Below are 24,717 nucleotides of genomic sequence, written 5' to 3'. Positions count from 1 at the left end.
ACGCAGTATTTCTAGTACGACGACGCAGCTTACTCGGGTGCCAGGGTTCGCTCTTCGTCCGGCGTCAGGAGGTGCGGTTTTGGCCACGGCAAGAGCTCGGGTAGGGCGACGCCGTCTGCTGCTGCGGTGGCGCGAATTTGTCCTGAGGGGTTTCTGCCCATGAGCCATGTGGCGATATCAAAGTCCAAGCCTTGCACCACGATGGTGCGATCGCCGTGGCCGATTACGTGGGACTGACCACCGAGGCGCTGCAGGTTGAGCTTGATGGAGTCGGGCACTCGCTTCTCACCGAAGTCGATGTAGTGGCGGACCATCTCTTGCGTCCAGTCGATGGGCTGGGCGCCCTTTTTGAGATCCACGGAGTGAATGCCGTACTCGCGAATGCAGGCGAGCATGATGCGGCGAATGGAACCTTGAAAGCGTGTGGGCTGATCCAGATAAGCATCGTCCGCCGTTGACAGCGCCTCGAAGACTCCTGTCATGGATTCAAGTGCTCGCGTCCGCAACGCCTCTGGCTGCATGAGCGCCCCGAGCTCAATCCTGCGATTTCGCTCGTCCTGACCGCCCTCGTAAAAGTCGCGGAACTCGCCCAGCTTGGCTGCTTCGAGCTGGTTCAGAACGCCGCGCGAGAAGTTATCAACGTGCGCAATGACATGGGCGTTCTTCCACTCGGGCAAGTTCGAAGGCTGGCCGAAGGACTCCGCCGGGAGCTTTTCCAAGTGTCGCTTGTACAGCGTGAAAGCGTGGTGGAACGTGTCGATCACTTGCGCGGTAGCGGACGGATCAAAAAGTACGGCGGTAGTCATGACCACAGCCTAATCAATCAGGACTGTGATGTCCGCAACGCGACCGCGTGGGCCGCGCTGCGTCGTCGTACTCCTTAGAACTACTCCCCTACGAAACCGCGCACGTCGTCCAGTTCGTGCTTGAGCTGTGCGAGCTGCAAAGCCACCGCAGACGGAGCCGTACCGCCCTGACCGGAACGCGCATTGAGCGATCCCTCAGTGGACAATACGGAGCGAACCTCGGGAGTGAGGTGCTCGGAAATGCTCGCGAACTCCTCATCCGTGAGATCCCACAGTTCCACGCCGCGCGCCTCGGCAATGCGAACGCACGCGCCGGAAAGCTCGTGAGCTTCGCGGAACGGTACGCCCTGACGGACAAGCCACTCGGCAATATCCGTCGCCAATGCGAAGCCAAGCGGCGCCAGCTCGGCCATGCGCTCCGTGTTGAACGTCAGCGTTTCGATCATGCCGGAGACCGCAGGCAAGAGCACTTCGAGCGTGTCAGCAGAATCGAAGACAGGCTCCTTATCCTCTTGAAGGTCGCGGTTGTAAGCCAACGGCAGCGCCTTGAGCGTTGCCAACAAACCGGTCAGGTTACCGATCAAACGGCCGGACTTTCCACGAGCGAGCTCCGCAACGTCCGGGTTCTTCTTCTGCGGCATGATCGACGAACCGGTGGAGAACGCGTCATCGAGCGTGACGAAAGAGAATTCCTTCGTAGCCCAAATGATGATTTCTTCGCTCACGCGGGACAGGTCAACGCCGAGCATCGCAGTAATCCACGCAAATTCTGCGTAGACATCGCGGGACGCCGTGCCGTCGATCGAATTCCAGACCGCAGAATTGAAGTTCAAATCCTGGGCGACAGCCGAAGGGTCCAGACCCAAAGTATTTCCGGCAAGAGCACCCGAGCCGTACGGGCTGATGCCAGCGCGCTTATCCCAGTCCTGGAAACGCTGAACGTCCCGCAACAGGGCCCACGCGTGAGCCAGCAAATGGTGCGAGAGCAACACGGGCTGAGCGTGCTGCAAGTGCGTGCGTCCGGGCATCGCCGCGTTGGGGTGCGCCTCGGCCTGATGAATGAGCGCCTCAACCGTGGCAATGGTGCCGCGGGCGATGATGCGCGCGTGATCACGCAAGAACATGCGTCCCAAGGTCGCGATCTGGTCATTGCGGGAACGTCCCGCGCGAAGCTTGCCGCCCAACTGTGCGCCGGCGCGCTCAATGAGGCCGCGCTCGAGCGAACCGTGAACGTCCTCGTCACTCTCGGCGGCCACGTAGGCACCGGACACCACGTCAGCTTCGAGCTGATCCAGAGCAGCGATCATGCCGTCGAGCTCTTCAGCGGTCAGCAGGTTGGCACGGTGCAAAACGCGAGCGTGCGCACGCGAACCTTCGATGTCATAGCGAGCCAAACGCCAGTCAAAGTGAGTGGACTTGCTCAATGCAGCGAGAGCGTCTGCCGGTCCCCCGGCAAAGCGTCCGCCCCAGAGGGAGCCCTCGTTGGTGCTGGCCGTTTTCTGGTTGGAATCCTGCATGCGTGCTACTACTCCTGCTGCTATCTGGCTGCGGTGTGGGACGTGAACGGTACGTGTATAAGTTACGCCTCGACGCAGCGCTTTGAGTGCACTATGTCGAGGCGTAACGAGGTGGCGCTACGGAAGCGCCGTTGCATCACTAAAGTGTTGCGTTACTTAGCTTCGTTGGACGCTACGCGCTCATCGCGCTCGGTAGCAACCTTGGAAGAGAGGCCGTAGATGTCAATGAATCCACGAGCGCTGGACTGGTCGAAGGCATCGCCTTCGTCGTAGGTAGCCAAGTTGAAGTCGTACAGCGAGCTCGAGGAGCGGCGGCCCTGAACCGTGGCGCGTCCACCGTGCAGTTCAAGACGGATTTCGCCGTTGACGTGCTGCTGGGTGTCTTCGATGAAAGCATCGAGGGAGCGCTTGAGCGGGGAGAACCACTGTCCGTCGTAAACCAATTCGGTCCAGCGCTGGCCAACAGTCTTCTTGAAGCGGGCGAGCTCGCGCTCCACCGTGACGTTCTCGAGTTCCTTGTGCGCTGCAATCAAGGCCATGGCGCCTGGAGCTTCGTAGATCTCGCGGGACTTAATGCCCACGAGGCGGTCTTCAACGATGTCGATGCGGCCCACGCCCTGAGCGCCTGCGCGGCGGTTCAGTTCTTCGATGGCCTGCAGCGGGGTGACAGCGTTGCCGTCGATGGCAACAGGGATGCCCTGCTTGAATTCGATCGTGACGACATCCGGTGCCGGCGGGAATTCTGGGCTGGCGGTGTAGTCGTACACGTCCTTGGTAGGACCGTTCCAGATGTCTTCGAGGAAGCCCGTCTCAACGGCGCGACCCCAGACGTTCTGGTCAATGGAGAAGGGGTTCTTCTTGGTGGTGACGATGGGGAGGTTGTTCTTCTCCGCGTAGTCAATAGCCTTCTCGCGGGTCAGCGCGAGGTCGCGAACCGGTGCGATGCACTTGAGGTCCGGGCCGAGGGTCTGGATGCCCACTTCGAAGCGAACCTGGTCATTACCCTTACCGGTGCAACCGTGGGAAACCGTGGTGGCGCCGAACTGCTTAGCGGCCTTCACGAGGTGCTTGACGATCACGGGGCGGCTGAGCGCGGACACCAATGGGTAAGCGTCCATGTAGAGCGAGTTCGCCTTGAGCGCTGGCATGCAGTACTCCTCAGCGAATTCATCGCGAGCGTCAGCCACGTAGGCTTCCACTGCACCGCAGCCGAGGGCGCGCTGGCGGATGGTCTCGAGCGATTCGCCGCCCTGTCCCACGTCCACCGCAACGGCGATGACTTCAGCGCCGGTTGCTTCAGCAATCCAGCCGATGGCGACTGACGTATCGAGTCCGCCTGAGTAAGCGAGGATTACGCGATCCTTCACTCCACACCCCTTTGTTGAGTAACTTGTTTCAGTAAGTAGTACAGCAGTTAATTCAGTGGCTTCATTCGGCACCGAATCGCCACCGTATTGTTATGCACGATTATACATATATATGCAGTCCGCGCGTCAATTGACGCCTCTCGTGCCGTAATCTGGAGATATGACGACAGCGGATTCACAGCACGATGACGACTTCGAACGCGCAATCAGCATGCCTAACGACAATCCTTCCGGACTTTCCCCGGAACAGCTAGCCTTCGTCCAACAAACTTTTGACATGGCTCGAGCCGGCGACGAACGCCTCGCCGAACTCATTCGACAGGGCATTCCCGCAGACATCAAGAATGACAAGGGTGACACCTTCTTGATTCTGGCCGCTTACAACGGTCACTTGTCTTTGGTTCGTGCTCTGGTGCAAGTGGGTGCGAACGTCAACGAGATGAACGCCCGCGAGCAATCAGCCCTGACCTGTGCGGTCTTCCGTAACGATCGCCCCATGATGCAGTTCCTCATGGACCACGGTGCTGATCCCGATCTCGGAGCCCAGAGCGCCCGCGCCACGGCTGCCGCCTTCGGAGTGAGCGCCGAGGATATTTTGGGGAAGTAAAACCAAAAAATTACCGGGGACGACGACGCAGCTTGAGTTGCGTCGTCGTCCCCGGTTCCGTTTAAGGCAATTACTGCATGGCAGCGAGTTCGAGGAATCGGTTCGCCATGGCCTCGCCCCCGAGCGGATCGCGGGTGATGACCATAACAGTGTCATCGCCGGCGATAGTGCCCAGGATCGCGGGCAGCACCGAATGATCGATCGCGAGCGCCAGGAAATTGGCGGCACCCGGCGGCGTCCGGAGCACCACGATATTTCCCGAAGCCTCAGCCGTAACCAGCAGCTCCGCGCACAATTTGGCGAGTCGTGCGTCGAGAACCTCTTGGCTCACGCCGGCCTTAGGCGTGGGATCCCCGCCCTCGGAGCGCAACGCGTAGACCAAGCCGCCGTCTTCACCGCGGACGCGGATAGCGCCGAGCTCCACGAGGTCGCGAGACAGCGTGGCTTGCGTGACCTGCACGCCGTCCAACGCCAAAAGTTCAGCGAGTTCGGACTGCGAGCGCACATAGGTGGCTTTCAACAGTGCCTTGATGCGTGCTTGGCGGGCCGTCTTGGTGGCTGGCTGAGCGTTAGCCGCTGGCGTCGCGTGACCTGGTGCGCCACCAAGTCCGGTTGTGCCCAGTCCGCCCGCGCCCAGTCCGCCCGCTCCGCCGAGCATCATGCCGCCGAAGATGCTGAGGTTCTCGTCGGGTTTCATCGGGCCAACCCAGACTTTTCCATGAGCCACACCATGAGCGCTTTTTGAGCGTGCAGGCGGTTCTCTGCTTCGTCCCAGACCACCGATTGCGGTCCGTCGATGACGTCCGCTTCAATTTCGTAGCCGCGGTAGGCGGGAAGGCAATGCAGGACGACGGCGTCTGCTTTCGCGTGCTTCATCGCTTCCGTCGTCACGGCGTAATCGCTGAAGAGAGTGAGGCGAAGTTCCTTCTCCGCTTCTTGCCCCATGGAGATCCAGGTGTCCGTGGCAACGACGTCTGCGTCTTTGAGTGCTTCGACGGGATCCGTGGTGATGAGCACCGAACCGCCAGTTTCCTTCGCGCGTTCTTCAGCGGCCTTCACCACGTGCTCGGCTGGCAAGTAGCCCTCGGGGCCAGCAATGCGCACGTGCATGCCTGCGGTGACACCGGCGAGCAAGTAGGAGTTCGCCATGTTGTTGGCGGCGTCCCCCAAGTACGTCATGGTCAGGCCAGCTAGTTCGCCCTTGTGTTCGCGGACGGTCACGAGGTCCGCCAGCAGTTGGCACGGGTGGTAGTCATCCGTGAGGGCGTTGATGACGGGCACCGTGGAGTATTGGGCCATCTCTTCGACGTTGGATTGTTCGAAGGTACGCCACACCACGGTGGACACCATGCGGGAGAACACGCGAGCGGAGTCCGCGATGGATTCCTTAGCGCCCAGCTGAGCTTCGCCGGGGTTGATGATGAGCGGCTGTCCACCCAAGTCGGCAACGCCTGCCGTGAAGGACACGCGCGTTCGAGTGGAGGTCTTATCAAAGATGATCGCGACCGTCTGGGGACCCTTGTAAGGGGTGCGAGCCCAGCGGTCCTTCTTGAGCTCGAGTGCAAGGTCAAGGACTTCGCGCTGCTCCGCTGGGGTGAGGTCCGTATCTACCAGGAAGTGGCGGACGGCAGGTGCCGTAGTTGCTGCGGTTGTAGTCATGAGCGAGTCTCCCCTACTTCTTGGATGCGGATGGTGCGGACAGGTTGGCCGTGGCGCGGCGGTAGATCATCGGTAGCTCGTCGATGAAGGTTTGCGCCTCTTCTTGAGTGAGTACCAGCGGTGGCGCCAAGCGGATGGTCTTTGGCGTGGGCGCGTTGACAATGAACCCGTGCTCGAGCGCCGCGGTAACCACGGCAGCCGATGCGTCAACGTCCAGGTCAAAGCCAATCAGCAGGCCGCGTCCGTGGACGTCCGTCACGAAGTCCAGCTGCTCGAGCTGAGCGGTGATCCACTTGCCAAGCTGTTGAGCGTGATCAATGAGGTTGTCGTCTTCGATCACCGTAAGTGTTGCCAGTGCGGCGGCGGAGGCCAGAGGGTTTCCACCGAACGTGGTTCCGTGCTGGCCGGCGGAGAGCAAGTGGGAGTTCGTCTCTCCGAAAGTCACGAGGGCTCCGATGGGGAATCCACCGCCGAGGCCCTTCGCGAGCGTCATGGCGTCCGGGACGATGTTCGATGAAGCGAACCACTGTCCCGTGCGGCCAATGCCGGTTTGCACTTCGTCCACAATCAACAAGGCGCTCGCCGCAGTGGTGAGTTCGCGAGCGGCCTCAAGGTATCCCTCAGGAAGTTCCACGACACCGGCTTCACCCTGGATCGGTTCGATGAAAACTGCTTGAACAGTGTCATCCAGGGCCGCCGTGAGCGCGTCGATGTCGCCGGCGGGGATGAACTCGACGCCACCGGGCAGTGGTTCAAAGGGGGCGCGGTACGCTTCCTTCCAGGTGAGCGCGAGAGCGCCCATGGTGCGTCCGTGAAAAGAGTTTTCCAGCGCCAGAATGCGGGTGCGTGGCTTCTCTTCGGTTCCGGCGTTGCGACGAGCCAGCTTGAAAGCGGCCTCGTTCGCCTCGGTCCCCGAGTTTGTGAAGAAGACTCGAGAGCCCTCGGGAGCTTTCGCGAGTTCGAGGATCTTCGTGGCGAGCGCGATTTGTGGCTCGGAGGCGAAGAAGTTGGATACGTGGGCGAGCGTGGCGGCCTGATCGCTCACGGCTTTCACCCAGCGGGGGTGGGCGTGACCCAGTGCGTTGACTGCGATACCGGCCAACAAGTCCAGGTACTTGTTTCCGTCTGCGTCCCACACCTTGGCGCCTTTGCCTTTGGAAAGCACGCGCTGGGGAGTGCCAAAGACACCCAGAAGGTGGTCTTGGTATTGCTCGGTCAGGGCTGCGTTGGTGAGTTCAGCGGAGGTCATGCGTTGGCACCATTTTCTGCTTGTGAAGAGTGTTCTTGCGAAGTCTGTCCGCCGGCGACGGCGGAGTGCGCGTCCGGGACCACGAGGGTTCCGATGCCTTCGGCGGTGAAGATTTCCAAAAGGATGGAGTGCGGCTGGCGCCCGTCCACGATGTGCGTTTGTGGGACGCCGGAGTCGATGGCTTTCAGGCACGCAGCCATTTTGGGGATCATGCCGGATTCGAGGCTTGGCATCATGTCTCGCAGCTCGCTGGCGCTCAGCATGGAGATGAGTGAATCCTTGTTGGGCCACTCCGCGTACAGTCCCTCGACATCCGTCAGGATCACGAGCTTCTCAGCGCCAAGTGCTGCCGCAAGTTCAGCGGCAGCGGTGTCCGCGTTGACGTTGAGCACGTCGCCTGTGAGGTTTCCATCCGGGCCGATCTCCGGGGCGACGGAAGAGATCACCGGGATACGCCCGGAATCTACCAAGTCCACGATGGCGCTGGGGTCCACAGAGGTCACTTCACCCACGAGGCCCAAATCCACCTCTTCGCCGTCAACCACAGTGCCGGTGCGCTTGGCGCGCAACAGTCCTGCGTCTTCCCCGGAGAAGCCCACCGCGTAGCGGCCGTGCGAATTGATCAATCCCACGAGTTCACGGCCCACCTGGCCAGTGAGCACCATGCGGACCACGTCCATGGCCTCGCTCGTGGTGACTCTCAGGCCACCCTTGAACTCCGATTCGATGCCCAACCGGTCCAACATGGAGTTGATCTGCGGTCCGCCGCCGTGCACCACAATCGGGTGAATGCCGGCATGGTGCAAGAACACGATGTCCTCAGCGAACGCACGTCGGAGATCATCGTTGATCATGGCGTTGCCGCCGTACTTGATGACCATGCGCTTGCCGGAGAATCGCTGGATCCACGGAAGCGCTTCAATGAGCGCTTGCGCCTTCTTTTGCTCTTGCGTTTCGTGGGAAATATCCATGATTCTTTCCAAAGATGTTCGTGGGGTGGCGTCCTTCACGGACCGGTGGGCTCGCTTCGGCAGACTCTCAGCTGGAGTAAGCGGAGTTCTCATGCACGTATTCGTGCGTGAGGTCGTTGGTCCAGATGGTGGCTTCCTCGGAACCCGCTCGCAGGTCAATATCCACCGTGACGTTGCGTCCGCTCAGGTCCACGAGCGAGCGGTCCTCGCCCAGTCCACCGTTACGGCAGACCTGGACTCCGTTCATGAACACGTTGAGGTTCTCGGGCTCAAACGCAGCCTTGGTAGTGCCCGTAGCGGAAAGCACGCGGCCCCAGTTGGGGTCATTACCGAAGATCGCCGTCTTGAACAGGTTGGAACGGCTCACTGCACGAGAAACCTCGAGAGCATCATCCACGGAAGCCGCGTTGAAGGTCCGCACGGCGATCTCGTGAGACGCGCCTTCGGCGTCGTGCATCAACTGCAACGCCAAATCAACGCACGTGGCCGTCAGACCCTTCGTGAATTCTTCGACATCCGGGGTCACGCCTGACGCGCCCGAGGCCATGAGGATCACGGTGTCGTTGGTGGACATGCAGCCGTCTGCATCAGCGCGATCAAAGCTCACAGCGCAGGCTGCCCGCAAAGCCGCATCCAACTGGGCCGGCTCCAGCACAGCGTCTGTCGTGATGACCACGAGCATGGTGGCAAGCGCAGGGGCGAGCATTCCAGCACCCTTGGCCATTCCGCCAATGAGGTAACCGGAGCCTTCGAAACCGGCCCGCTTGGACACAGTATCCGTGGTCATGATGCCAGCAGCGGCGGCCGCGCTCGCTTCTTCACCGGAGGCCAGCCGCGCGTGAGCGTCAGTGGTACCGGCGAAGATCTTATCCATCGGCAACTGCTCGCCGATCAAACCGGTAGAGCACACCAATACGTCCCCGGCGGAGATGCCCAAGAGCTCAGCGGTCTTTTCGGCGGAGGCATGGGTGTTCTGGAAACCCTGCGGTCCCGTGCACGCGTTGGCGCCACCGGAGTTCAACAGCACGGCGTCAGCACGGCCGTCCGAGACCACCTGGCGGGACCAGATCACGGGCGCGGCGGCAACTCGGTTGGAGGTGAAAACGGCGGCGGCGTGGTGCTCGGGGCCGTCGTTCACCACCAGGGAGACGTCCGGCTTACCGGTCGACTTCAAGCCGGCTGGCACACCCGCGGCACGGAAGCCCTTCGGATCTGCGACGCCCAACAGCGTGGTGGACGGCAAGTTGTTCTCTGCGAGGAATGATTCTAGGAAACTCATGGGGCGAGTCCTACTCCGTTCAAGCCAAGGGTCTCTTCAAGGCCCAGAGCGATATTCATTGATTGGACGGCACCTCCGGCGGTGCCCTTGGTGAGGTTATCGATCACGGTGGTCACCACAACGCGGCCCACGCGGGAATCGACGGCAAGCTGAAGCGCAACGTGGTTGGAACCCAACACCATCTTGGTGTTCGGCCACTGCCCCTCTGGCAGGACATGCACGAACTGTTCGTCCGCGTACGCCTCCACCCATGCCTGACGCACGCGGGCTGGGTCTACCGTTTTGTCCTTAAGGCGAGCGGTCGCCGTCGTAATAATTCCTCGCGGCATCGGCGCCAACGTAGGAGTAAAGGACACCGTGACCGGCTCGCCGGCAGCGGCGCTAAAGCCTTGCTCCATTTCGGGAGTGTGACGGTGAACGCCACCCACGCCGTACGGGCTCATGCCGTTCATGACTTCAGAACCCAACAAGTGGGTCTTGAGGGACTTTCCCGCCCCCGAGGTTCCGGAAGCGGAGACAATTACTACGTCTTCGGGTTCCAACAAGCCAGCCGCGAAGCCGGGCACGAGGGAAAGTTGAGCGCTAGTGGGGTAGCAACCGGGCACGGCGATGCGTGTGGTGCCTCGAAGTTTCTCGCGCTGGCCAGGAAGTTCAGGCAGACCGTACGGCCACGTCCCCGCGTGAGGAGAGCCGTAGAACTGCTCCCATGCGCTCGCGGATTCAAGGCGGTGATCGGCACCGGCATCGATCACGAGGGTGTTCTCTGGCAGTTGTGCAGCGATTTCGCCGGAGGCTCCGTGCGGCAGTGCGAGGAAGACGACGTCGTGTCCAGAGAGGACCTCCGCCGTGGTGTCTTCGAGCACTCGGTCTGCGAGCGCGAACAAGTGCGGTTGGAGCGTGCCTAGCTTTTGGCCCGCATTGCTATGCGCGGTGATCGCACCGATCTCTACGGCGGGGTGTTGCAAGAGCAATCGCAACACTTCGCCGCCTGCATAACCAGAGGCCCCGGAAACAGCAACCCTTAAACTCATAAATAAACCCTACCCGAATTTATGCACGACTACTAATATTTATGCATTGAATGACTCGCGCGGGCTACTCGGATAAGTTGAGTGCATGAAAGCAATTCATGTTTCTCAAGCGGGCGGCCCCGAGGTCCTCGAATACGTCGACGTTCCAGAACCAACTCCAGCACCCGGTCAGGTACTCATCGAGACCGTCGGCACTGGCGTCAACTTCATTGAAACGTACGAGCGCAGTGGCGTCTACAACATTTCGTACCCCGCGATCGTGGGAACTGAGGGCGCCGGGCGCGTCGTGGCGCTCGGGGACGGCGTGAAGAACCTTGCTGTCGGCGCCCGCGTGGCCACTGCTCAAGGCGTCAGCACCTACGCGGAATACTTCGTGGCGGACGCCGCTCACGTAGTAGCGGTCCCGGACGGCGTGAGCGACGTCGAAGCTGCGGCACTCCCCTTGCAAGGTATGACGGCGCACTACCTCATCAATTCGAGCTACCCGGTCAAAGAAGGCGACGTTGTCTTGACGTACGCGGGCGCTGGCGGCGTGGGTCTGCTGTTGACGCAATTGCTCAAGATGAAGGGCGCCACGGTGATTACGACGGCGTCAACCACGGAAAAGCGAGAACTCGCGAAGGGCGCCGGCGCGGATTATGTCCTTGAATATGACGACATTCCCGGCACAGTGCGCGAGATCACGAACGGGCGCGGAGCGGACGTGGTGTACGACGGAATTGGCAAGGATACCTTTGACGGTTCATTGGCCTCTTTGCGCCGCCGCGGCATGCTAGTTCTCTTTGGTGGAGCGTCAGGACAGGTGCCGCCGGTGAACCTACAGCGCTTCAACGCCGCGGGTTCTCTGTTCTTCACGCGTCCCACGCTCAAGGACTACCTTCTGGACGCCGAGGAAGTAGAGTGGCGCGGACATGAGCTGTTTTCCCTAGTTGCAAGCGGTAAACTTGATGTCCGCATTGGCGGGCAATACCCGCTAAGCGACGCGAAGAAGGCGCATCATGACCTTGAGTCACGTGGCACCACTGGCAAACTAGTCTTAGTACCGTAACTGTTTACGCACGATGTTCTTGAGCTAGTCCCCCGGCTGGTAGCTACGGCCGCCGGTTGGAGTTTCACTTTTTTCGCGTAACCGTGATCCCCGCCGGGGCAACTTCAACAAACAGCTCAAGCGGTTTGCCGAAGCGCCACGGTCTGGGACCTTTGACCAAGGATTGCTTTCGTGACCATTTCGCCCGTTTATTCGCCTCAATTTCCGGGTTCCGAGCGTGCCCCAGAACCACGCACGCTCGTCGATATTCTCAACGCCACCGCTACCGCGCACCCTGACGCGCCTGCCCTTGATGACGGAAAGACGGAGCTGACGTACTCCGAGCTCATCAAAGCCATCAAAGCGACAGCCCGAAACCTGCACGAGGCAGGAATCGGCGCCGGTGACCGAGTAGGTATTCGCATCCCCTCGGGCACGAAAGAGCTGTACATCGCCATCCTTGCCACTATGTGGATCGGCGCGGCATACGTACCGGTGGACGCCGATGATCCAGACGAACGTGCCAAGACCGTGTTCTCCGAAGCCAAGGTCAAGGGCATCATGCGCGGGGAATCCGCGAAGATTGTGGTCCCGAAAGACATCGTGAAGCCGCACCCTGCGCCACGAATGCCCGAAGGCACGGACGACGCGTGGATCATTTTCACGTCCGGTTCTACGGGCACCCCCAAGGGCGTTGCGGTGTCCCACCGTTCCGCCGCAGCTTTTGTTGACGCCGAGGCCCGCATGTTTTTGCAGGCCGAGCCGCTGGGTCCAGGCGACCGTGTGCTGGCCGGATTGTCCGTAGCTTTTGATGCTTCGTGTGAAGAGATGTGGCTCGCATGGCGCCACGGCGCATGTTTGGTTCCCGCCCCGCGCTCGTTGGTTCGCTCCGGCATGGACTTGGGACCCTGGCTCATCACCAAGGGCATCACCGCAGTCTCCACCGTGCCCACGCTGGCTGCTTTGTGGCCCGCCGAAGCGCTTGAAAACGTTCGACTACTGATCTTCGGCGGCGAAGCATGCCCGCCAGAACTTGCCGCCCGCTTGGCCACCGAGGACCGCGAACTGTGGAACACCTACGGCCCCACTGAAGCAACCGTGGTGGCCTGTGGCGCGCAGATGACCGGTGAGGGACCAGTGCGGATCGGCCTGCCGTTGGACGGCTGGGATCTCGCCGTGGTCAACGAAGAGGGCGTGCCGGTGGCTGATGGCGAATCCGGCCAGCTCATCATCGGTGGCGTAGGGCTTGCCCGCTACTTGGACCCGGCGAAGGATGCTGAGAAGTACGCGCCTTTCCCCACGCTGGGCTGGGAGCGCGCCTACCGTTCCGGTGACCTTGTGGTCAACGATCCCGCTGGACTTTTGTTCGTCGGTCGCATGGACGAGCAGGTCAAACTCGGCGGACGCCGCATTGAACTGGGCGAAATTGACTCCGCAATGCAGGCGCTGCCCGGAATTCATGGTGCCGCGGCTGCCGTGAAGACCACCGCCGCTGGTAACCAGATTTTGGTGGGTTACTTGGCGCCCGAGGCCTCACTTCTTGATTCGTACGACGTCGGCGCAGCGCGCGATCAGCTCTCCGAGGTCCTCCCAGCTCCCTTGATCCCGTTGTTGACCGTGGTGGATTCGCTCCCCACGAAGACCAGCGGCAAGGTGGACCGCAACGCGCTTCCGTGGCCTTTGCCGGGTGCGGCGTCCAACGATTCTTCGTTTGATCTCAACAACCTGGACGAGGCATCGCGCTACGTGGCCGAGTCCTGGGGCAATATTTTGGGCACGCCGGTGGCGAGCCTTGATGACGACTTCTTCACTGCAGGCGGCGGTTCGCTCTCGGCGGCCCAGCTGGTCTCCGTCTTGCGTCGCCGCTACCCCGAGGTCACGGTAGGCGATATCTACTCGCACGCTCGCGTGGGCTCACTCATCGAGTTCGTGACCGGCTCGACCGTCTCCGCCCCGGTGGAACCGCGCGACGTTGCACGCACGACGCGCAAGGCGCAGTTCTTCCAGACACTCATGAGCGTCCTGCTCTTCGTCTTGGTGGGCATGCGTTGGCTGACCTATTTGATCGCCGGCAACAACTTGCTGGGCATGTGGGGAATCCTTCCCGGCGCCCCAGCGATTTCTTGGTGGTGGGTCCTCGCGCTGTGGATCGTCTTCGTCTCGCCGCTGGGACGCATGGGCCTGGCCGTGATCTCCGCGCGTTTGCTCTTGCGTGGACTCCAGCCCGGAACCTACCCGCGCTCGGGTAAATGGCACTTGCGCTTGTGGCTTGCTGAGCACATCGCCGATTTGATCGATCCAGTGTCACTCGCGTCAGCACCGTGGGTGCCGTACTACGCCCGCGCCCTCGGAGCGAAAATCGGCCAAGACGTGAACTTGCACTCCGTTCCGCCCGTCACCGGCATGCTGACCGTGGGCAAGGGCGCATCCATTGAACCCGAAGTTGACCTGTCCGGTTACTGGATTGATGGCGACAAGGTGCACGTGGGACCGGTCAAGGTGGGTTCCTTCGCGAACATTGCCACCCGCTCGACTCTCATGCCGGGTTCGGTCGTGGGCGACTTTGCGGACGTTCACGCGGGCTCCGCCGTGGAAGGTCACGTCAAGGGTGGGTTCGCCTACGCGGGTTCGCCTGCTCGCCGGTCCGGCAAAGCCAAGACCCCGTGGCCGGAGACGGCCGCCCCGGGTGGTTGGTGGCGCACGGCGCTCTTTGGCGCGGCAAGTGCAGTCCTTGCGATGGTTCCGTTCATCTCCGTGGTGGCTGCTATCGCGGTGACGGTTCCGTTCTTGAGCGGTCACGAGTCCCTTGCCGAAGCGTGGGTTCAGGTGTTCATTGCTGTGCCTTTGGCTGCCATCGTCTGGTTCCTGGTCAACGCGCTGGTCATCCTGGCGACCGTTCGTTTCTTGGGTGTCTTCATCAAGGAAGGTTGGCATCCTGTCCGCAGCACCACCGGCTGGGCAGTGTGGGCCACCGAGCGTCTTTTGGACATGGCACGCGATCTTCTCTTCCCGATCTATGCTTCCCTCTTCACCCCTATCTGGCTTCGCCTGCTCGGCGCCAAGGTGGGACAGAATGTCGAAGCATCTACCGTCCTCTTGATTCCCAAGATGACGACGATTGGTTCCGGCGCCTTCTTGGCTGATGACACCATGGTGGCTTCCTACGAACTCGGCGGCGGTTGGATGCACGTGGCCCCGGCGAAGGTCGGTAAGAAGTCCTTCCTCGGTAACTCGGGTATTGCGGCAGCTGGCCGTCGTGTCCCGAAGAATTCCCTGGTGGCCGTCTTGTCCGCCACGCCCAACAAGGCCAAGGCAGGCTCCTCCTGGCTGGGCTCCCCTCCCACCCGTCTGCGCCGTACCAACGTGGAGGCGGACGTGGAGTTGACCTACAACCCGCCGCGCAAGCTCAAGCTCATGCGCGCTGCGTGGGAGATCTGCCGCGCTATCCCCATGATGGTGTCCGTGGCGGTCGCCGCCGGAGTTCTGCTGGCCCTAGATTTCGTGGCCGAATCCACGAACTATCTGATCGCGGCAGTGCTATCCGGCGCCGTTCTGGTGGCTGCTGGCGCAGTGGCTGGAACCATTGCGATCATTGCGAAGTGGGTCTTGGTGGGACGCATCAAGGCCGGCGAACACCCCTTGTGGAGCTCCTTTATTTGGCGCAACGAAGTGGTGGACGTGTTCATCGAAATGGTGTGTGCTCCGTGGTTCGCGCGCAGCGCGTCCGGCACCCCAGCGCTGGTGTGGTGGCTTCGCGCTCTTGGCGCCAAGATTGGTCACGGCGTGTGGTGCGAAAGCTACTGGCTGCCCGAGGCTGACCTCGTTACCCTCGGCGATTCCAGCACCGTGAACCGCGGCACGGTGGTTCAGACGCACTTGTTCCACGACCGCGTCATGGCGATTGATACGGTGGTCTTAGACGACGGCGCCACGATGGGTCCGCATGGGGTGATCCTCCCGGCCGCCGAGCTTGGAAGTTCAGCCACTGTGGGACCCGCATCCTTGGTGATGCGCGGCGAGTCAATCCCCGCCTCAACGTACTGGATGGGTAACCCTGTCCACCCGTGGGGCGGCCCGATGACCCTGAATCCTCAGACCGGAGACACCCTTCGCGGATGAGTCCCAAGAAGAAAGCAACACGAGCCCACAACGTGCCTCTCATTCCAGACCCCTATCTTCCGTCCGCCGGTAGCAACGCCTACACCGTGGCGCACTACGCGCTTGAGTTGGAGTGCTCACTGGCCGGGAATCGGCTGGATGGTCGCGCGGTGATTGTGGCACGGGCAGAGGAAAAGCTCTCCAAGATTGAGCTGGACCTTGCCGGACTGTCCGTGATCAAGGTGGCCGTTGACGGCAAGAAAATCAAGAAGTTCACGCACAAGAATGACAAGCTGGTCATCCACGTGCCGTCATCGCTGAGCGAAGGCGAGAAGTTTGAGATCGACATCCGCTACGGTGGCAATCCCAAGCCCCGTCGCGGCACCTGGGGCGAAGTAGGCTGGGAAGAACTCACCGATGGCATCTTGGTAGCTGGCCAGCCCGACGGCGCGCCCACGTGGTTCCCGTGCAACGATCACCCCAGCCAGAAGGCTACGTACCGCATCACGATTGCTACGGATACCGGTTATCGCGCTATCGCTAACGGCAAGTTGATCGATCATTCGCGCAAGTCCAGCCGCGAAGTGTGGTCCTATGAGGTTCACCAGCCCATGGCTACCTACCTCGCCACGCTTCAGATTGGCCGCTACGAGGTCGTCAATCTTGGCCGTTCCAAGGTGGGCGCAAAGACCACGCAGCAGTACGCCGCGGTCTCCCCTGGGCTGACCTCGGCTGCAAAGCGAGCGTTCGCGAAGCAAACGGACATGGTTACGGCGTTCTCGAAATTCTTTGGCCCGTACCCGTTCCCGAACTATCAAGTGGTGGTTGCCGATGACAACCTAGAGATCCCTCTAGAGGCTCAGGGCATGTCCATTTTCGGCAAGAATCACCTCACCACGGGCTGGGAGTCGCAACGCCTCATTGCGCACGAGCTCTCTCACCAGTGGTTCGGCAACTCACTCACAGTGGGCCGCTGGGACGACATTTGGTTGCATGAAGGCTTCGCGTGCTACGCAGAGTGGTTGTGGTCGGAAGCGTCCGGCTCCACGAACGCCCACGGTCGCGCACACCGGGCGTGGTCTGCTCTGTGGTTGCAGTCTCAGAACATCACGGTGGGCGATCCTGGCCCCAAGGATCTCTTCGACGATCGCGTCTACAAGCGCGGCGCTCTGGCTCTTCATGCGCTGCGCCGCACCATGGGCGATCAGCGGTTCTTTGGCATGCTGCGTGATTGGACGCGCCGCAAGGCGCATGACAACGTGACCTACCGCCAGTTCGTCAAGCACGTGGATTCTCACGGACCGCGCGGCTATTCCGCGAAGGCCGTGCTGAAGCCGTGGCTATTTGAGGAAAAGCTGCCGCCGTTCCGTTTCTGAGCCGTTTCGGTCTGCGATTTCGCTATGTGCTGACGTTTCGTGGGCATACTTTTGCAGTACGACGCCGCAGCTTACGTGCCCGGGAACGCTCGGTAATACTGGGCTGCGGTGGGCGGAGGAGATCTCCGCAGTGCTGAACCCTTGCGGCCCCAAAATGTTAGGGACGTGAGGAACGATTCCTGTTCCCTGTGCCTTCCCGAACGCCTCTTTCATAGCCCACCACTGAGCACGAGTTGGGACGTCCCAGAGTTCTTCCTCTTCAAAGAAGGAGGGGTCTAGCTCGGCCAGGATTCGCTCATGCCGGGCGTCCGTACTCGTCAGGTCCACCCCGATGGACACGCGGCCCGCAAGCTCCTGAACTGGTGTCAGGACCACACCCAGTATCACGTGCGTATCACTTCGCGACAGGCTCGAATGCCATCGCGTTGGTTCGCCACGGTGGAGCGGTCCCACAATTTCCGGAACCCCGTGCTCGTCTGACCCACAGCCTTCGCAGCGCGAGACGATACGCAACTCAGGTGCAGGAAGGCCGAGGATCACGCTAGCCATCTGACGAGCCGCAAGCCTGCCCGCCACAAAGCGCTCACCGGCCGCCCCCAGCTGTTCCGCACGCCGTTCTTCCGCCCTCGTAAGCCACGCAGACGGCAAGATATCAGCGAGAGCCAAGGCTGCGGCGTCGTATTGGGAAGCGGGGAAACCCTCAGAAGCTAAGTTCACCTATTGTTCATATCCTTTTTCTACCATCAACGCTTGTGACCGTTTCTAAAACTATCGCCCCCACACTCGATCCTAAATTCTTGGGCTACACCGTTGTTGACGATGACGACGACGATCCCGTCTTGCTCACGCCAGAAGGCAACATGGTGGAGACTTGGCGCGAGGGTTACCCGTACGAGGAACGCATGCCGCGCGACCAGTACGAGTTCGAAAAGCGCCAGCTCCAAGTGGAGCTCATCAAGCTCCAGAACTGGGTCAAAGAATATGGCCACCGCATCATTTTGGTGTTCGAAGGCCGCGACGCTGCCGGCAAGGGCGGCACCATCAAGCGTTTCACCGAGCACCTAAATCCGCGCGGCGCCCGCGTAGTGGCGCTGGAGAAGCCGAGCGAACGCGAAACCACGCAATGGTACTACCAGCGCTACATCGAACATTTCCCATCCGCAGGTGAGATCGTGATGTTCGACCGCTCTTGGTACAACCGCGCCGGCGTGGAACGCGTGATGCGCTTTTGCACGCGCGAAGACTACGACCTCTTTGTGCGCCAGACTCCTGCGTTTGAGAAGCTGATCGTGGATGATGGCATTTCGCTGGTCAAGTTCTGGTTCTCCGTTTCCAAGCAAGAGCAGCTCACGCGCTTCACGATCCGCCAGATCGATCCCGTGCGTCAGTGGAAGCTCTCCCCCATGGACATCGCGTCCTTGGACAAGTGGGACGACTACACCGAAGCCAAAGAGAACATGTTCGTTCAGACGGACACGGATCACGCGCCGTGGACCGTGGTGAAATCCAATGACAAGAAGCGTGCGCGTTTGGCTGCGATGCGCCACGTCTTGAGCTTGTTTGAGTACACGGGCAAGGACCACGCAATTGTAGGTTCCCCGGATCCCAAGATCCTCGGTCCGGCCGCGAACGTCATTGCCGAAGGCGAAGAGTTCTAAGGCCAGCCTTCTCAGCAGCACGCTTAAACGCGGACCGCCCGCTCCCCCTGTATCAGTTTGGGGGAACGGGCGGTCTTCGCGTATTTGGAGCTGCTAGCGCTGGACGGCACCGAATCGCTCAGCGGCAAGCGCTACGGCTGCCGCACGAGACTCGGAGGCCTCGTCAGCGGTGAGCGTGCGATCGTTGGCACGGAAGCGAAGGCCGAAGGCCAAGGACTTCTTGCCTTCGTCGATGCCTGGGCCTTCGTAGACGTCGAACAAGGACACGTCTTCGAGGAGCTCGCCGGCGCCTTCGCGCAAAGCGCTGAGGACGTCTTGAGCCACCACGCCACGATCCACTACCAGAGCTACGTCCTGGGTGGTCGGTGGGAACGTGGAGAGCGGAGTTGCCACGATGACATCCGCGGCAGCCTCAAACATCGCTTCAGCGTTCACTTCCATGACCACGGTGCGAGCCGGAAGATCCAGCTCTTGAAGAACCTTCGGGTGCAATTCGCCTGCGTAGCCAACGACGTCACCGTTAGGCAGCGACAGCTGCGCGGTGCGTCCTGGGTGGAAGGCATGGTGCTGACCCTGAGTGACCACGAGTTCTACGCCGAGGACATCGCCCACGGAGCGGGCAACATCGAGCGCGTCAGACCACTCAAACGGGCGAGGCGTCAGTCCTGCGCCCGGAGCGGTGTCGTGACCGATCAGCACGGCAGCTACGTGCCATGGCTGGTCTGGAACGCTCGAGAACAGGTCCTCGAGGACTTCCTCCGACGGCAGCTGCCCCAGTGGGGGCAACGTGGCGGTTCCTACGGTGTCGCCAGGCAAGAACACGAGTCCGCCCTCGTACAGGGCCAGATCGCGGAAGCCGCGCGAGTAGTTGCGTCGCGCAGTGTCCAACAAGCCCGGAAGTACGGAGGCACGCATGAAGCCGAACTCTGCGGAGATGGGGTTCACAAGCTTGATCGCGTTGACTGACTCATCGGCCGTTGGCGTGCCGAACAGGTTGTTCTGTGCGGCGGACACGAACGGGTAGGCCAGCGTCTCGGTCAAACCTTCATCTGCCAACGACTGGAGCACACGACGACGCTGTGCTTGCGCACGCGTCAATCCGCGGCCCGGAGGGGCGGTGGGAAGAGTTGCCGGGATCTGGTCGTAGCCCACGAGTCGCGCGATTTCCTCAACGAGGTCTTCGCGGGTTTCCAGGTCAGGACGCCAGGATGGAGCGGTCACGCGAAGGGTCTCGCTTGACGCGTCACCCTCGACGGTTGCGCCCAAGGAGGTGAGGACGTCGATAATCTGTGCTGGCGTGTAATCGACGCCGATTAGCTTGCCTGGGAAGGACATTTCCAGATCAATCGTGGTGGCTTCGGGACGAGCACCTGCATCCGTGATGGCTGCATCCGGCGTTCCACCGGCGAGCTCTACCAGCAGGTCGATGGCACGCTGAGCGGCCTCGTCTGCAATCTCCCAGTCCACGCCACGCTCGTTGCGCTTTGAAGCTTCGGAAGGAAGCTTATGGCGACGGCGCGTGCGGCCCATGGATACCGAATCGAAGTGTGCGGATTCGATCAGGACGTTGACGGTAGAGTCTCCGACTTCCGTCTCAGCCCCACCCATGACGCCTGCAAGGCCAATGGCCCCGCGATCATCCGTGATGAGCAGATCTTCGGTGCTCAGCTCGCGGACCTTCTCATCGAGCGTGGTGAGCTTTTCGCCGGCGTTTGCGCGGCGCACCACGATGGGTCCTTGGAGCTTGTCTGCATCGTAGAAGTGCAGTGGCTGACCGAATTCGAGCATGACGTAGTTGGAGATGTCCACGATCAAGGAGATCGAGCGCATTCCTGCCAAGCGAAGACGGGAGGCCATCCACGGTGGGGTTGGCTTGCTGGGATCCACGCCGCGCACCACTCGGGCAACGAAGCGATCGCAACCGGGAACGCCGTAGATCGGGTTCTGGTCTTCGAGGCGTACTGGGTAGCCGTCGGTGGTGGCTGCAGGGGCGGTGACCTGGGCTACGGGATCGGTGAAGACCGTGTTGGTGGCGAGTGCGTACTCGCGGGCGACGCCGCGGATCGAGAAGCAATAGCCGCGGTCAGGGGTGACGTTGATTTCTGCAGCTTCATCGCGAAGTCCCAAGAGTTCCAGCACATCGGTGCCGAGCTCCGGGTCAAGACCGATGCGTGAGAGCACCAAGATGCCATCGTGGTCATCGCCAATACCGAGTTCACGGACGGAAGCGATCATGCCCGCAGAAACGTGTCCGTAGGTCTTACGGGGTGCAATGCGGAAATCACCTGGCAAAACGGCTCCGGGAAGGGTGACAACTACCTTGTCCCCGACCTCGAAGTTGTGGGCTCCACACACAATTCCCTGCACACCGCTCGGGTCAATACCGTCGCCGGTGAGGGTCTGCTCTTGGCCTTCTGGAACTACGCGGACGTGGCACCAGTTGATGGTCTTGCCGTTGCTCTGCTCTTCCTTGACGAGGTCAAGGACCTGGCCCACCACAATGGGGCCAGAGATTTCATCGAGAGGTCGGTGTACGTCCTCTTCTTCGAGGCCAACCTTAACCAGGTCAGCCATGACGTCTTCAGCAGTTGCGTCTGCTGGTACCTGCGCGTATTCGCGCAACCATGAAAGTGGAATTCGCATGAATTAGATCTCCATCCCGAAGTGCTGGCTGAAGCGGACATCGCCTTCGATCATGTCGCGCATATCAGAAACGTCATTGCGGAACATGAGCGTGCGCTCGATGCCCATACCGAAAGCAAAACCGGTGTACACGTCTGGGTCGATTCCCGAAGCACGCAACACGTTGGGGTTCACCATGCCGCAGCCACCCCACTCGATCCAGCGAGGACCGCCCTTGGCACCTGGGTGCCAAATGTCTAGCTCGGCGGATGGCTCGGTGAACGGGAAGTAAGCCGGGCGCAGACGAATCTTGGCTTCTTCGCCGAACATCTGACGAGCAAAGTGCTCCAGCGTTCCGCGCAGATCCGCCATGGTCAGGCCCTTGTCAACGGCAAGGCCTTCAAACTGGTGGAACACCGGGGTGTGAGTGGAATCGAGCTCGTCGGTGCGGAACGTACGTCCCGGGCACAACACGTAGACCGGGAGTTCGCGCTCAAGCATCGAGCGGGTCTGCACCGGTGAGGTGTGCGTGCGCAGCACCAAGTGGGCCTCTGGTGGATCCACGAAGAAGGTGTCCTGCATTTCGCGCGCAGGGTGATCCGGCTTGAAGTTCAAGGAGTCGAAGTTGAACCACTCGTGTTCTACTTCTGGACCTTCGGCAATTTCCCAACCCATACCCACGAAGATGTCGGAAACGCGCTCTTGCAAGACGGAGAGCGGGTGGCGTGCACCCACACGACGACGACGCGGCGCTGCGGTGACGTCCACGGTTTCCTCAACCAAGAGCTTCTCAGCGTGCTCAGCTTCAAGAACTTCGGTGCGAACTGCAAGCGCCTTTTGCACTCGACCACGTCCTCCACCCAAAAGCTTGCCGGCGATGGCCTTGTCAGACTTCTCCAGCTTTCCGATTTCACGGTTGGCGAGAGTCAGTGGGGCCTTCTCCCCCGTGTGAGCGAGACGAGCGGCTTTGAGCTCTTCGAGATCAGTGGCCGCCTCAAACGCCGCAATCGCTGCCTCAACCGCCGCGTTGATGGCTGTTTCGTCAGTGGGATGCGGAATTGTTGCTGTGGGGTTTTCAGACATGCGTCAGTAGCCTTCGAGACGTGGATAGATGCGTTTCAAGTTTAGTCGCGCGGAGGGGCCGCGCTAAATTCGTGCCGCCGAAAGCGCTGAGTATCTCAGCCATCAGCTGCACAATCTGAGATTCAGCCGTGAACCGACTGATCGTCGCGAGCCTGAGCAACCTACTTGGCGTCGTGAGCGTCAGTGTCAGTATCGCGAGGCTTCACAGTTGGTGCGTGATCCGGAACAGGCGGAACCACGGTGGCTGGAGCGTTAGTCGGGACCGCCGGAACGGTAGCGCCTTCAGCAACTGTAGCTGCGGCGTCGTTCTTCGCCTTGCGGCGCGTCAATACCCACACGAGCGCTGCGAGCGCCAGCAGAACAACGCCACCCAGGACCCACCACAACCAGGTGAGGTTTGGTCCGCTGGAATCTTCTGCCTCGATGGAGAGAACGGCGCCGTCTTGAAGATCGAAAATATTGTAGGTGACCTTGTTGCCTTCGATCGTGCCGCCATCCGTCGCGGACACAATCTTTCCAGGGAAGGTGAAGGACATAGTGGCTTCGGTAAACACCAAGCGCGCTTGGCTGGAATTCTCGCCCAGGTCCATAGGGGATGTTTCCACGAAGAACTTGCCGTCGCGGTGCTCGATCTTGCCCGAGGTGCTCGTGGTCGATTCGTTCAGGACGTCCGCAAGCGGCTGGTCTTCAAGACGAACCCGGTAACCTTCGAACTTGTCATCCGAATAGGCTTCCTTGGTGGCGTTCTCAGGCAGTCCTTCGAATGGATCGGATCCACCCGCGTATTGGTTCAGAAAGTCGTCAAAGGATTGCCCGTCCAGCGTTTCCTTTTCGACGGCCATGATCATGGACAAGTCGGCAGTGTCGTCAGCGTTGACCACAAAGTCCATGTTCATCTTGACGCAGCCAGTGAGCAAGAAGACCATCGCTAGCAAGAGCGGGACTATTTTCGCGGACTTTTTCATGTTTCCCCTGTCATAGGCCCAAGATTTTCCTTGGAATTCCAGACTAGTAGACATCCGCAGTTCGGTCTCCCTTTATCCACAGATCCTTCTCCGGGACCTCGCTTCCCCTGTTTTGGCATCTTGGACCTATCCAACGTGAGCGGCTCTAATCTTCGGTTCCCGCAGTCACCTTGACGTCGTCTAGCTGCGCGCGGTGGGCAGCGAGTGTTGTTTCAACGAGTGCAACGATTGCTCGCGCGGCGTCCTGCTCACTGATGTTCTCCGCCACCGGAACGTGGACGAATCCGGCCGGAACTGCTGGCCGATCCCGCAACAAATGCATCAGTTCGTAGAACACGTGATTGCACACGTACGTGCCTGCAGAGTTTGAAACCTCCACCGGCACCCCAGTGTCTTGAATTGCTAAGAGACCGCGTTTGAGCGGCAGTCGCGAGAAGTACGCTGCCGGACCGTCAGGGACGATGGGCTCATCCACGGGAGCGGCGCCGTCGTTATCAGGAATGCGCGCGTCATCCACGTTGATCGCTACGCGCTCCAGGCTTACCTTGTCCCGGCCACCGGCGACGCCGACACACACGATGAGCTCCCACTCTTGCGCTCGCGCTTGTTCTTGGTCCCGCTCTCGCCCTGGCTCTGGCTCTAGCTTTAGCTCAGAGCCCTTCACCAAATGTTCGAGCGCCATCGACGATCCTTCGAAAGTGACGGGCAGTATCTCGGCCCTCGCACGGATACCTCGTTGCGACAACACCTCGGCTGCGAGGCGCACAGCCTCCGCACTGGGATTGGTGGAATGATCCCCGAAAGGTTCAAATCCGGTCAGAAGAATCATTTCTGAAGCATACTGTCTCGAAGATTTGAAAGGTCTGAGCCCTCTCCACAAGTGAACTTGTCGTGAATTCATATCGAACACGGCCCAAATGGGTCATCCTCGAACGAGCGGCTGTTTTAGGCTCACTGTATGGCCATCCTGCAATCGTCCGCAGCAGTCTTTCCCGTTTCTGACCTCGAACGCGCCGTGCGCCACTACGAGCTCCTAGGCTTCCGCGTCACTACTTACGCCGGTGATGAAGCCTATGCTTACGCTCGTCGCGACCACATCAATCTCCACTTTTGGGAGTACGACGATCTGGATCCGGAGATGAACTTCTCCTCGGTGTTCGTGTACGTCGACGATGCTGATGTGCTGGCGAATGAATGGCAAGCAGCCACCGCCGATGTGGGCTACGAATGCCCCACCATGACGCCGCAGGACACCGAGTACAACCTGCGCGAAGGCGCCCACGTGGATGGCGACGGGAACTTGATCCGCTTCGCGCACTCGCTCGAATCAGACTAAGCACCCCAGAGGGTACGTGCACCTACCGAGACGTGACCTGCCCGTGCCAGTAGGGCCGGTGCTAGT

The 24,717-nt window shown here is 60.7% G+C and carries 20 protein-coding genes; 6 read left to right on the top strand and 14 right to left on the bottom strand.

Annotated elements, in window-relative coordinates:
• Positions 1 to 29: 29 nt before the first annotated feature.
• The 3 genes from HD598_RS01835 to HD598_RS01825 all read right to left on the bottom strand — a co-directional run bounded on the left by HD598_RS01835 (position 30) and on the right by HD598_RS01825 (position 3,690).
• Entirely contained in the window at positions 30 to 806 is a 777-nt protein-coding gene (locus HD598_RS01835) for a maleylpyruvate isomerase family mycothiol-dependent enzyme (RefSeq protein ID WP_183663410.1), read from the bottom strand.
• Between the two features lie 80 nt (positions 807 to 886).
• On the bottom strand, positions 887 to 2,323 hold the full coding sequence (gene argH / locus HD598_RS01830) for an argininosuccinate lyase (protein ID WP_183663408.1): 1,437 nt from the start codon (positions 2,321 to 2,323) through the stop codon (positions 887 to 889).
• A 152-nt stretch (positions 2,324 to 2,475) separates the two neighbouring features.
• Entirely contained in the window at positions 2,476 to 3,690 is a 1,215-nt protein-coding gene (locus HD598_RS01825; RefSeq protein ID WP_183663406.1) for an argininosuccinate synthase, read from the bottom strand.
• Between the two features lie 160 nt (positions 3,691 to 3,850).
• Between HD598_RS01825 and HD598_RS01820 the strand changes: the two genes are divergently transcribed.
• Positions 3,851 to 4,297 (top strand): ankyrin repeat domain-containing protein, encoded by a 447-nt coding sequence (locus HD598_RS01820; RefSeq protein ID WP_260170461.1) that lies wholly within the window; start codon positions 3,851 to 3,853, stop codon positions 4,295 to 4,297.
• Between the two features lie 70 nt (positions 4,298 to 4,367).
• Here the strand turns inward: HD598_RS01820 and HD598_RS01815 are convergent, their stop codons facing one another.
• From HD598_RS01815 to argC, 6 genes are all read right to left on the bottom strand, one after another.
• Positions 4,368 to 4,994, bottom strand: a complete 627-nt coding sequence (locus HD598_RS01815) for an arginine repressor (protein ID WP_260170460.1) — start codon at positions 4,992 to 4,994, stop codon at positions 4,368 to 4,370.
• Positions 4,991 to 5,956, bottom strand: coding sequence for an ornithine carbamoyltransferase (gene argF, locus HD598_RS01810; protein ID WP_183663404.1), 966 nt, complete (start codon positions 5,954 to 5,956; stop codon positions 4,991 to 4,993). Before argF ends, HD598_RS01815 begins: the two co-directional genes overlap by 4 nt.
• Before the next feature lie 13 nt (positions 5,957 to 5,969).
• Complete coding sequence (locus tag HD598_RS01805) at positions 5,970 to 7,205, bottom strand: acetylornithine transaminase (protein ID WP_183663402.1); 1,236 nt, start codon at positions 7,203 to 7,205, stop codon at positions 5,970 to 5,972.
• A complete protein-coding gene (gene argB, locus HD598_RS01800; RefSeq protein WP_157103327.1) occupies positions 7,202 to 8,176 on the bottom strand; it encodes an acetylglutamate kinase in 975 nt (324 codons plus the stop codon). The genes HD598_RS01805 and argB overlap by 4 nt, the downstream gene beginning before the upstream one ends.
• 67 nt (positions 8,177 to 8,243) lie before the next feature.
• Positions 8,244 to 9,455 carry a bifunctional glutamate N-acetyltransferase/amino-acid acetyltransferase ArgJ gene (gene argJ, locus HD598_RS01795; RefSeq protein ID WP_183663400.1) on the bottom strand — a complete coding sequence of 404 codons (1,212 nt, stop codon included), beginning with the start codon at positions 9,453 to 9,455 and terminating at the stop codon, positions 8,244 to 8,246.
• Positions 9,452 to 10,486, bottom strand: coding sequence for an N-acetyl-gamma-glutamyl-phosphate reductase (argC, locus tag HD598_RS01790; RefSeq protein ID WP_183663398.1), 1,035 nt, complete (start codon positions 10,484 to 10,486; stop codon positions 9,452 to 9,454). Before argC ends, argJ begins: the two co-directional genes overlap by 4 nt.
• An 85-nt stretch (positions 10,487 to 10,571) precedes the next feature.
• Here argC and HD598_RS01785 point away from each other — a divergent pair, with 85 nt between their 5' ends.
• The 3 genes from HD598_RS01785 to HD598_RS01775 all read left to right on the top strand — a co-directional run bounded on the left by HD598_RS01785 (position 10,572) and on the right by HD598_RS01775 (position 16,987).
• Entirely contained in the window at positions 10,572 to 11,534 is a 963-nt protein-coding gene (locus HD598_RS01785; RefSeq protein ID WP_183663396.1) for a quinone oxidoreductase family protein, read from the top strand.
• Positions 11,535 to 11,705: 171 nt separating this feature from the next.
• Positions 11,706 to 15,632: a Pls/PosA family non-ribosomal peptide synthetase gene (locus HD598_RS01780; protein WP_311538914.1), complete on the top strand. Its 3,927-nt coding sequence runs from the start codon at positions 11,706 to 11,708 to the stop codon at positions 15,630 to 15,632.
• Positions 15,629 to 16,987 (top strand): M1 family metallopeptidase, encoded by a 1,359-nt coding sequence (locus HD598_RS01775; RefSeq protein WP_183663395.1) that lies wholly within the window; start codon positions 15,629 to 15,631, stop codon positions 16,985 to 16,987. Before HD598_RS01780 ends, HD598_RS01775 begins: the two co-directional genes overlap by 4 nt.
• Here HD598_RS01775 and HD598_RS01770 read toward each other — a convergent pair.
• The gene (locus tag HD598_RS01770) at positions 16,952 to 17,704 is read right to left on the bottom strand and encodes a 4'-phosphopantetheinyl transferase family protein (RefSeq protein ID WP_071893765.1); all 753 of its coding nucleotides are present in this window, start codon (positions 17,702 to 17,704) and stop codon (positions 16,952 to 16,954) included. The two genes, HD598_RS01775 and HD598_RS01770, sit on opposite strands and share 36 nt — an antisense overlap.
• A gap of 35 nt (positions 17,705 to 17,739) precedes the next feature.
• Here HD598_RS01770 and ppk2 point away from each other — a divergent pair, with 35 nt between their 5' ends.
• Entirely contained in the window at positions 17,740 to 18,645 is a 906-nt protein-coding gene (ppk2, locus tag HD598_RS01765; protein WP_071893766.1) for a polyphosphate kinase 2, read from the top strand.
• Between the two features lie 93 nt (positions 18,646 to 18,738).
• Here ppk2 and pheT read toward each other — a convergent pair whose 3' ends face one another.
• From pheT to HD598_RS01745, 4 genes are all read right to left on the bottom strand, one after another.
• Entirely contained in the window at positions 18,739 to 21,288 is a 2,550-nt protein-coding gene (gene pheT, locus HD598_RS01760; protein WP_183663393.1) for a phenylalanine--tRNA ligase subunit beta, read from the bottom strand.
• A gap of 3 nt (positions 21,289 to 21,291) precedes the next feature.
• Positions 21,292 to 22,350, bottom strand: coding sequence for a phenylalanine--tRNA ligase subunit alpha (pheS, locus tag HD598_RS01755; RefSeq protein WP_071893768.1), 1,059 nt, complete (start codon positions 22,348 to 22,350; stop codon positions 21,292 to 21,294).
• A gap of 161 nt (positions 22,351 to 22,511) precedes the next feature.
• Complete coding sequence (locus tag HD598_RS01750) at positions 22,512 to 23,315, bottom strand: LppM family (lipo)protein (protein ID WP_183663391.1); 804 nt, start codon at positions 23,313 to 23,315, stop codon at positions 22,512 to 22,514.
• A gap of 145 nt (positions 23,316 to 23,460) precedes the next feature.
• A complete protein-coding gene (locus HD598_RS01745) occupies positions 23,461 to 24,144 on the bottom strand; it encodes a pyroglutamyl-peptidase I (RefSeq protein WP_183663389.1) in 684 nt (227 codons plus the stop codon).
• Between the two features lie 129 nt (positions 24,145 to 24,273).
• Here HD598_RS01745 and HD598_RS01740 point away from each other — a divergent pair, with 129 nt between their 5' ends.
• Entirely contained in the window at positions 24,274 to 24,651 is a 378-nt protein-coding gene (locus HD598_RS01740; RefSeq protein WP_071893771.1) for a VOC family protein, read from the top strand.
• The last annotated feature ends 66 nt before the right edge of the window (positions 24,652 to 24,717 follow it).

Origin of the sequence: Neomicrococcus aestuarii (assembly GCF_014201135.1) — a bacterium.
Lineage (GTDB): Bacteria > Actinomycetota > Actinomycetes > Actinomycetales > Micrococcaceae > Neomicrococcus > Neomicrococcus aestuarii.
Note: the sequence above shows the minus strand (reverse complement) of the source record. Positions and strands in the feature narration are given on the sequence as shown.

Excerpts from the sequence above, each read along its gene's own strand:
- HD598_RS01835 (WP_183663410.1), bottom strand. The coding sequence starts at position 806 with ATGACTACCGCCGTACTTTTTGATCCGTCCGCTACCGCGCAAGTGATC.
- argH (WP_183663408.1), bottom strand. The coding sequence starts at position 2,323 with ATGCAGGATTCCAACCAGAAAACGGCCAGCACCAACGAGGGCTCCCTC.
- HD598_RS01820 (WP_260170461.1), top strand. The coding sequence starts at position 3,851 with ATGACGACAGCGGATTCACAGCACGATGACGACTTCGAACGCGCAATC.
- HD598_RS01815 (WP_260170460.1), bottom strand. The coding sequence starts at position 4,994 with ATGAAACCCGACGAGAACCTCAGCATCTTCGGCGGCATGATGCTCGGC.
- argF (WP_183663404.1), bottom strand. The coding sequence starts at position 5,956 with ATGACTACAACCGCAGCAACTACGGCACCTGCCGTCCGCCACTTCCTG.
- HD598_RS01805 (WP_183663402.1), bottom strand. The coding sequence starts at position 7,205 with ATGACCTCCGCTGAACTCACCAACGCAGCCCTGACCGAGCAATACCAA.
- argB (WP_157103327.1), bottom strand. The coding sequence starts at position 8,176 with ATGGATATTTCCCACGAAACGCAAGAGCAAAAGAAGGCGCAAGCGCTC.
- argJ (WP_183663400.1), bottom strand. The coding sequence starts at position 9,455 with ATGAGTTTCCTAGAATCATTCCTCGCAGAGAACAACTTGCCGTCCACC.
- argC (WP_183663398.1), bottom strand. The coding sequence starts at position 10,486 with ATGAGTTTAAGGGTTGCTGTTTCCGGGGCCTCTGGTTATGCAGGCGGC.
- HD598_RS01785 (WP_183663396.1), top strand. The coding sequence starts at position 10,572 with ATGAAAGCAATTCATGTTTCTCAAGCGGGCGGCCCCGAGGTCCTCGAA.
- HD598_RS01775 (WP_183663395.1), top strand. The coding sequence starts at position 15,629 with ATGAGTCCCAAGAAGAAAGCAACACGAGCCCACAACGTGCCTCTCATT.
- pheT (WP_183663393.1), bottom strand. The coding sequence starts at position 21,288 with ATGCGAATTCCACTTTCATGGTTGCGCGAATACGCGCAGGTACCAGCA.
- pheS (WP_071893768.1), bottom strand. The coding sequence starts at position 22,350 with ATGTCTGAAAACCCCACAGCAACAATTCCGCATCCCACTGACGAAACA.
- HD598_RS01750 (WP_183663391.1), bottom strand. The coding sequence starts at position 23,315 with ATGAAAAAGTCCGCGAAAATAGTCCCGCTCTTGCTAGCGATGGTCTTC.
- HD598_RS01745 (WP_183663389.1), bottom strand. The coding sequence starts at position 24,144 with ATGATTCTTCTGACCGGATTTGAACCTTTCGGGGATCATTCCACCAAT.
- HD598_RS01740 (WP_071893771.1), top strand. The coding sequence starts at position 24,274 with ATGGCCATCCTGCAATCGTCCGCAGCAGTCTTTCCCGTTTCTGACCTC.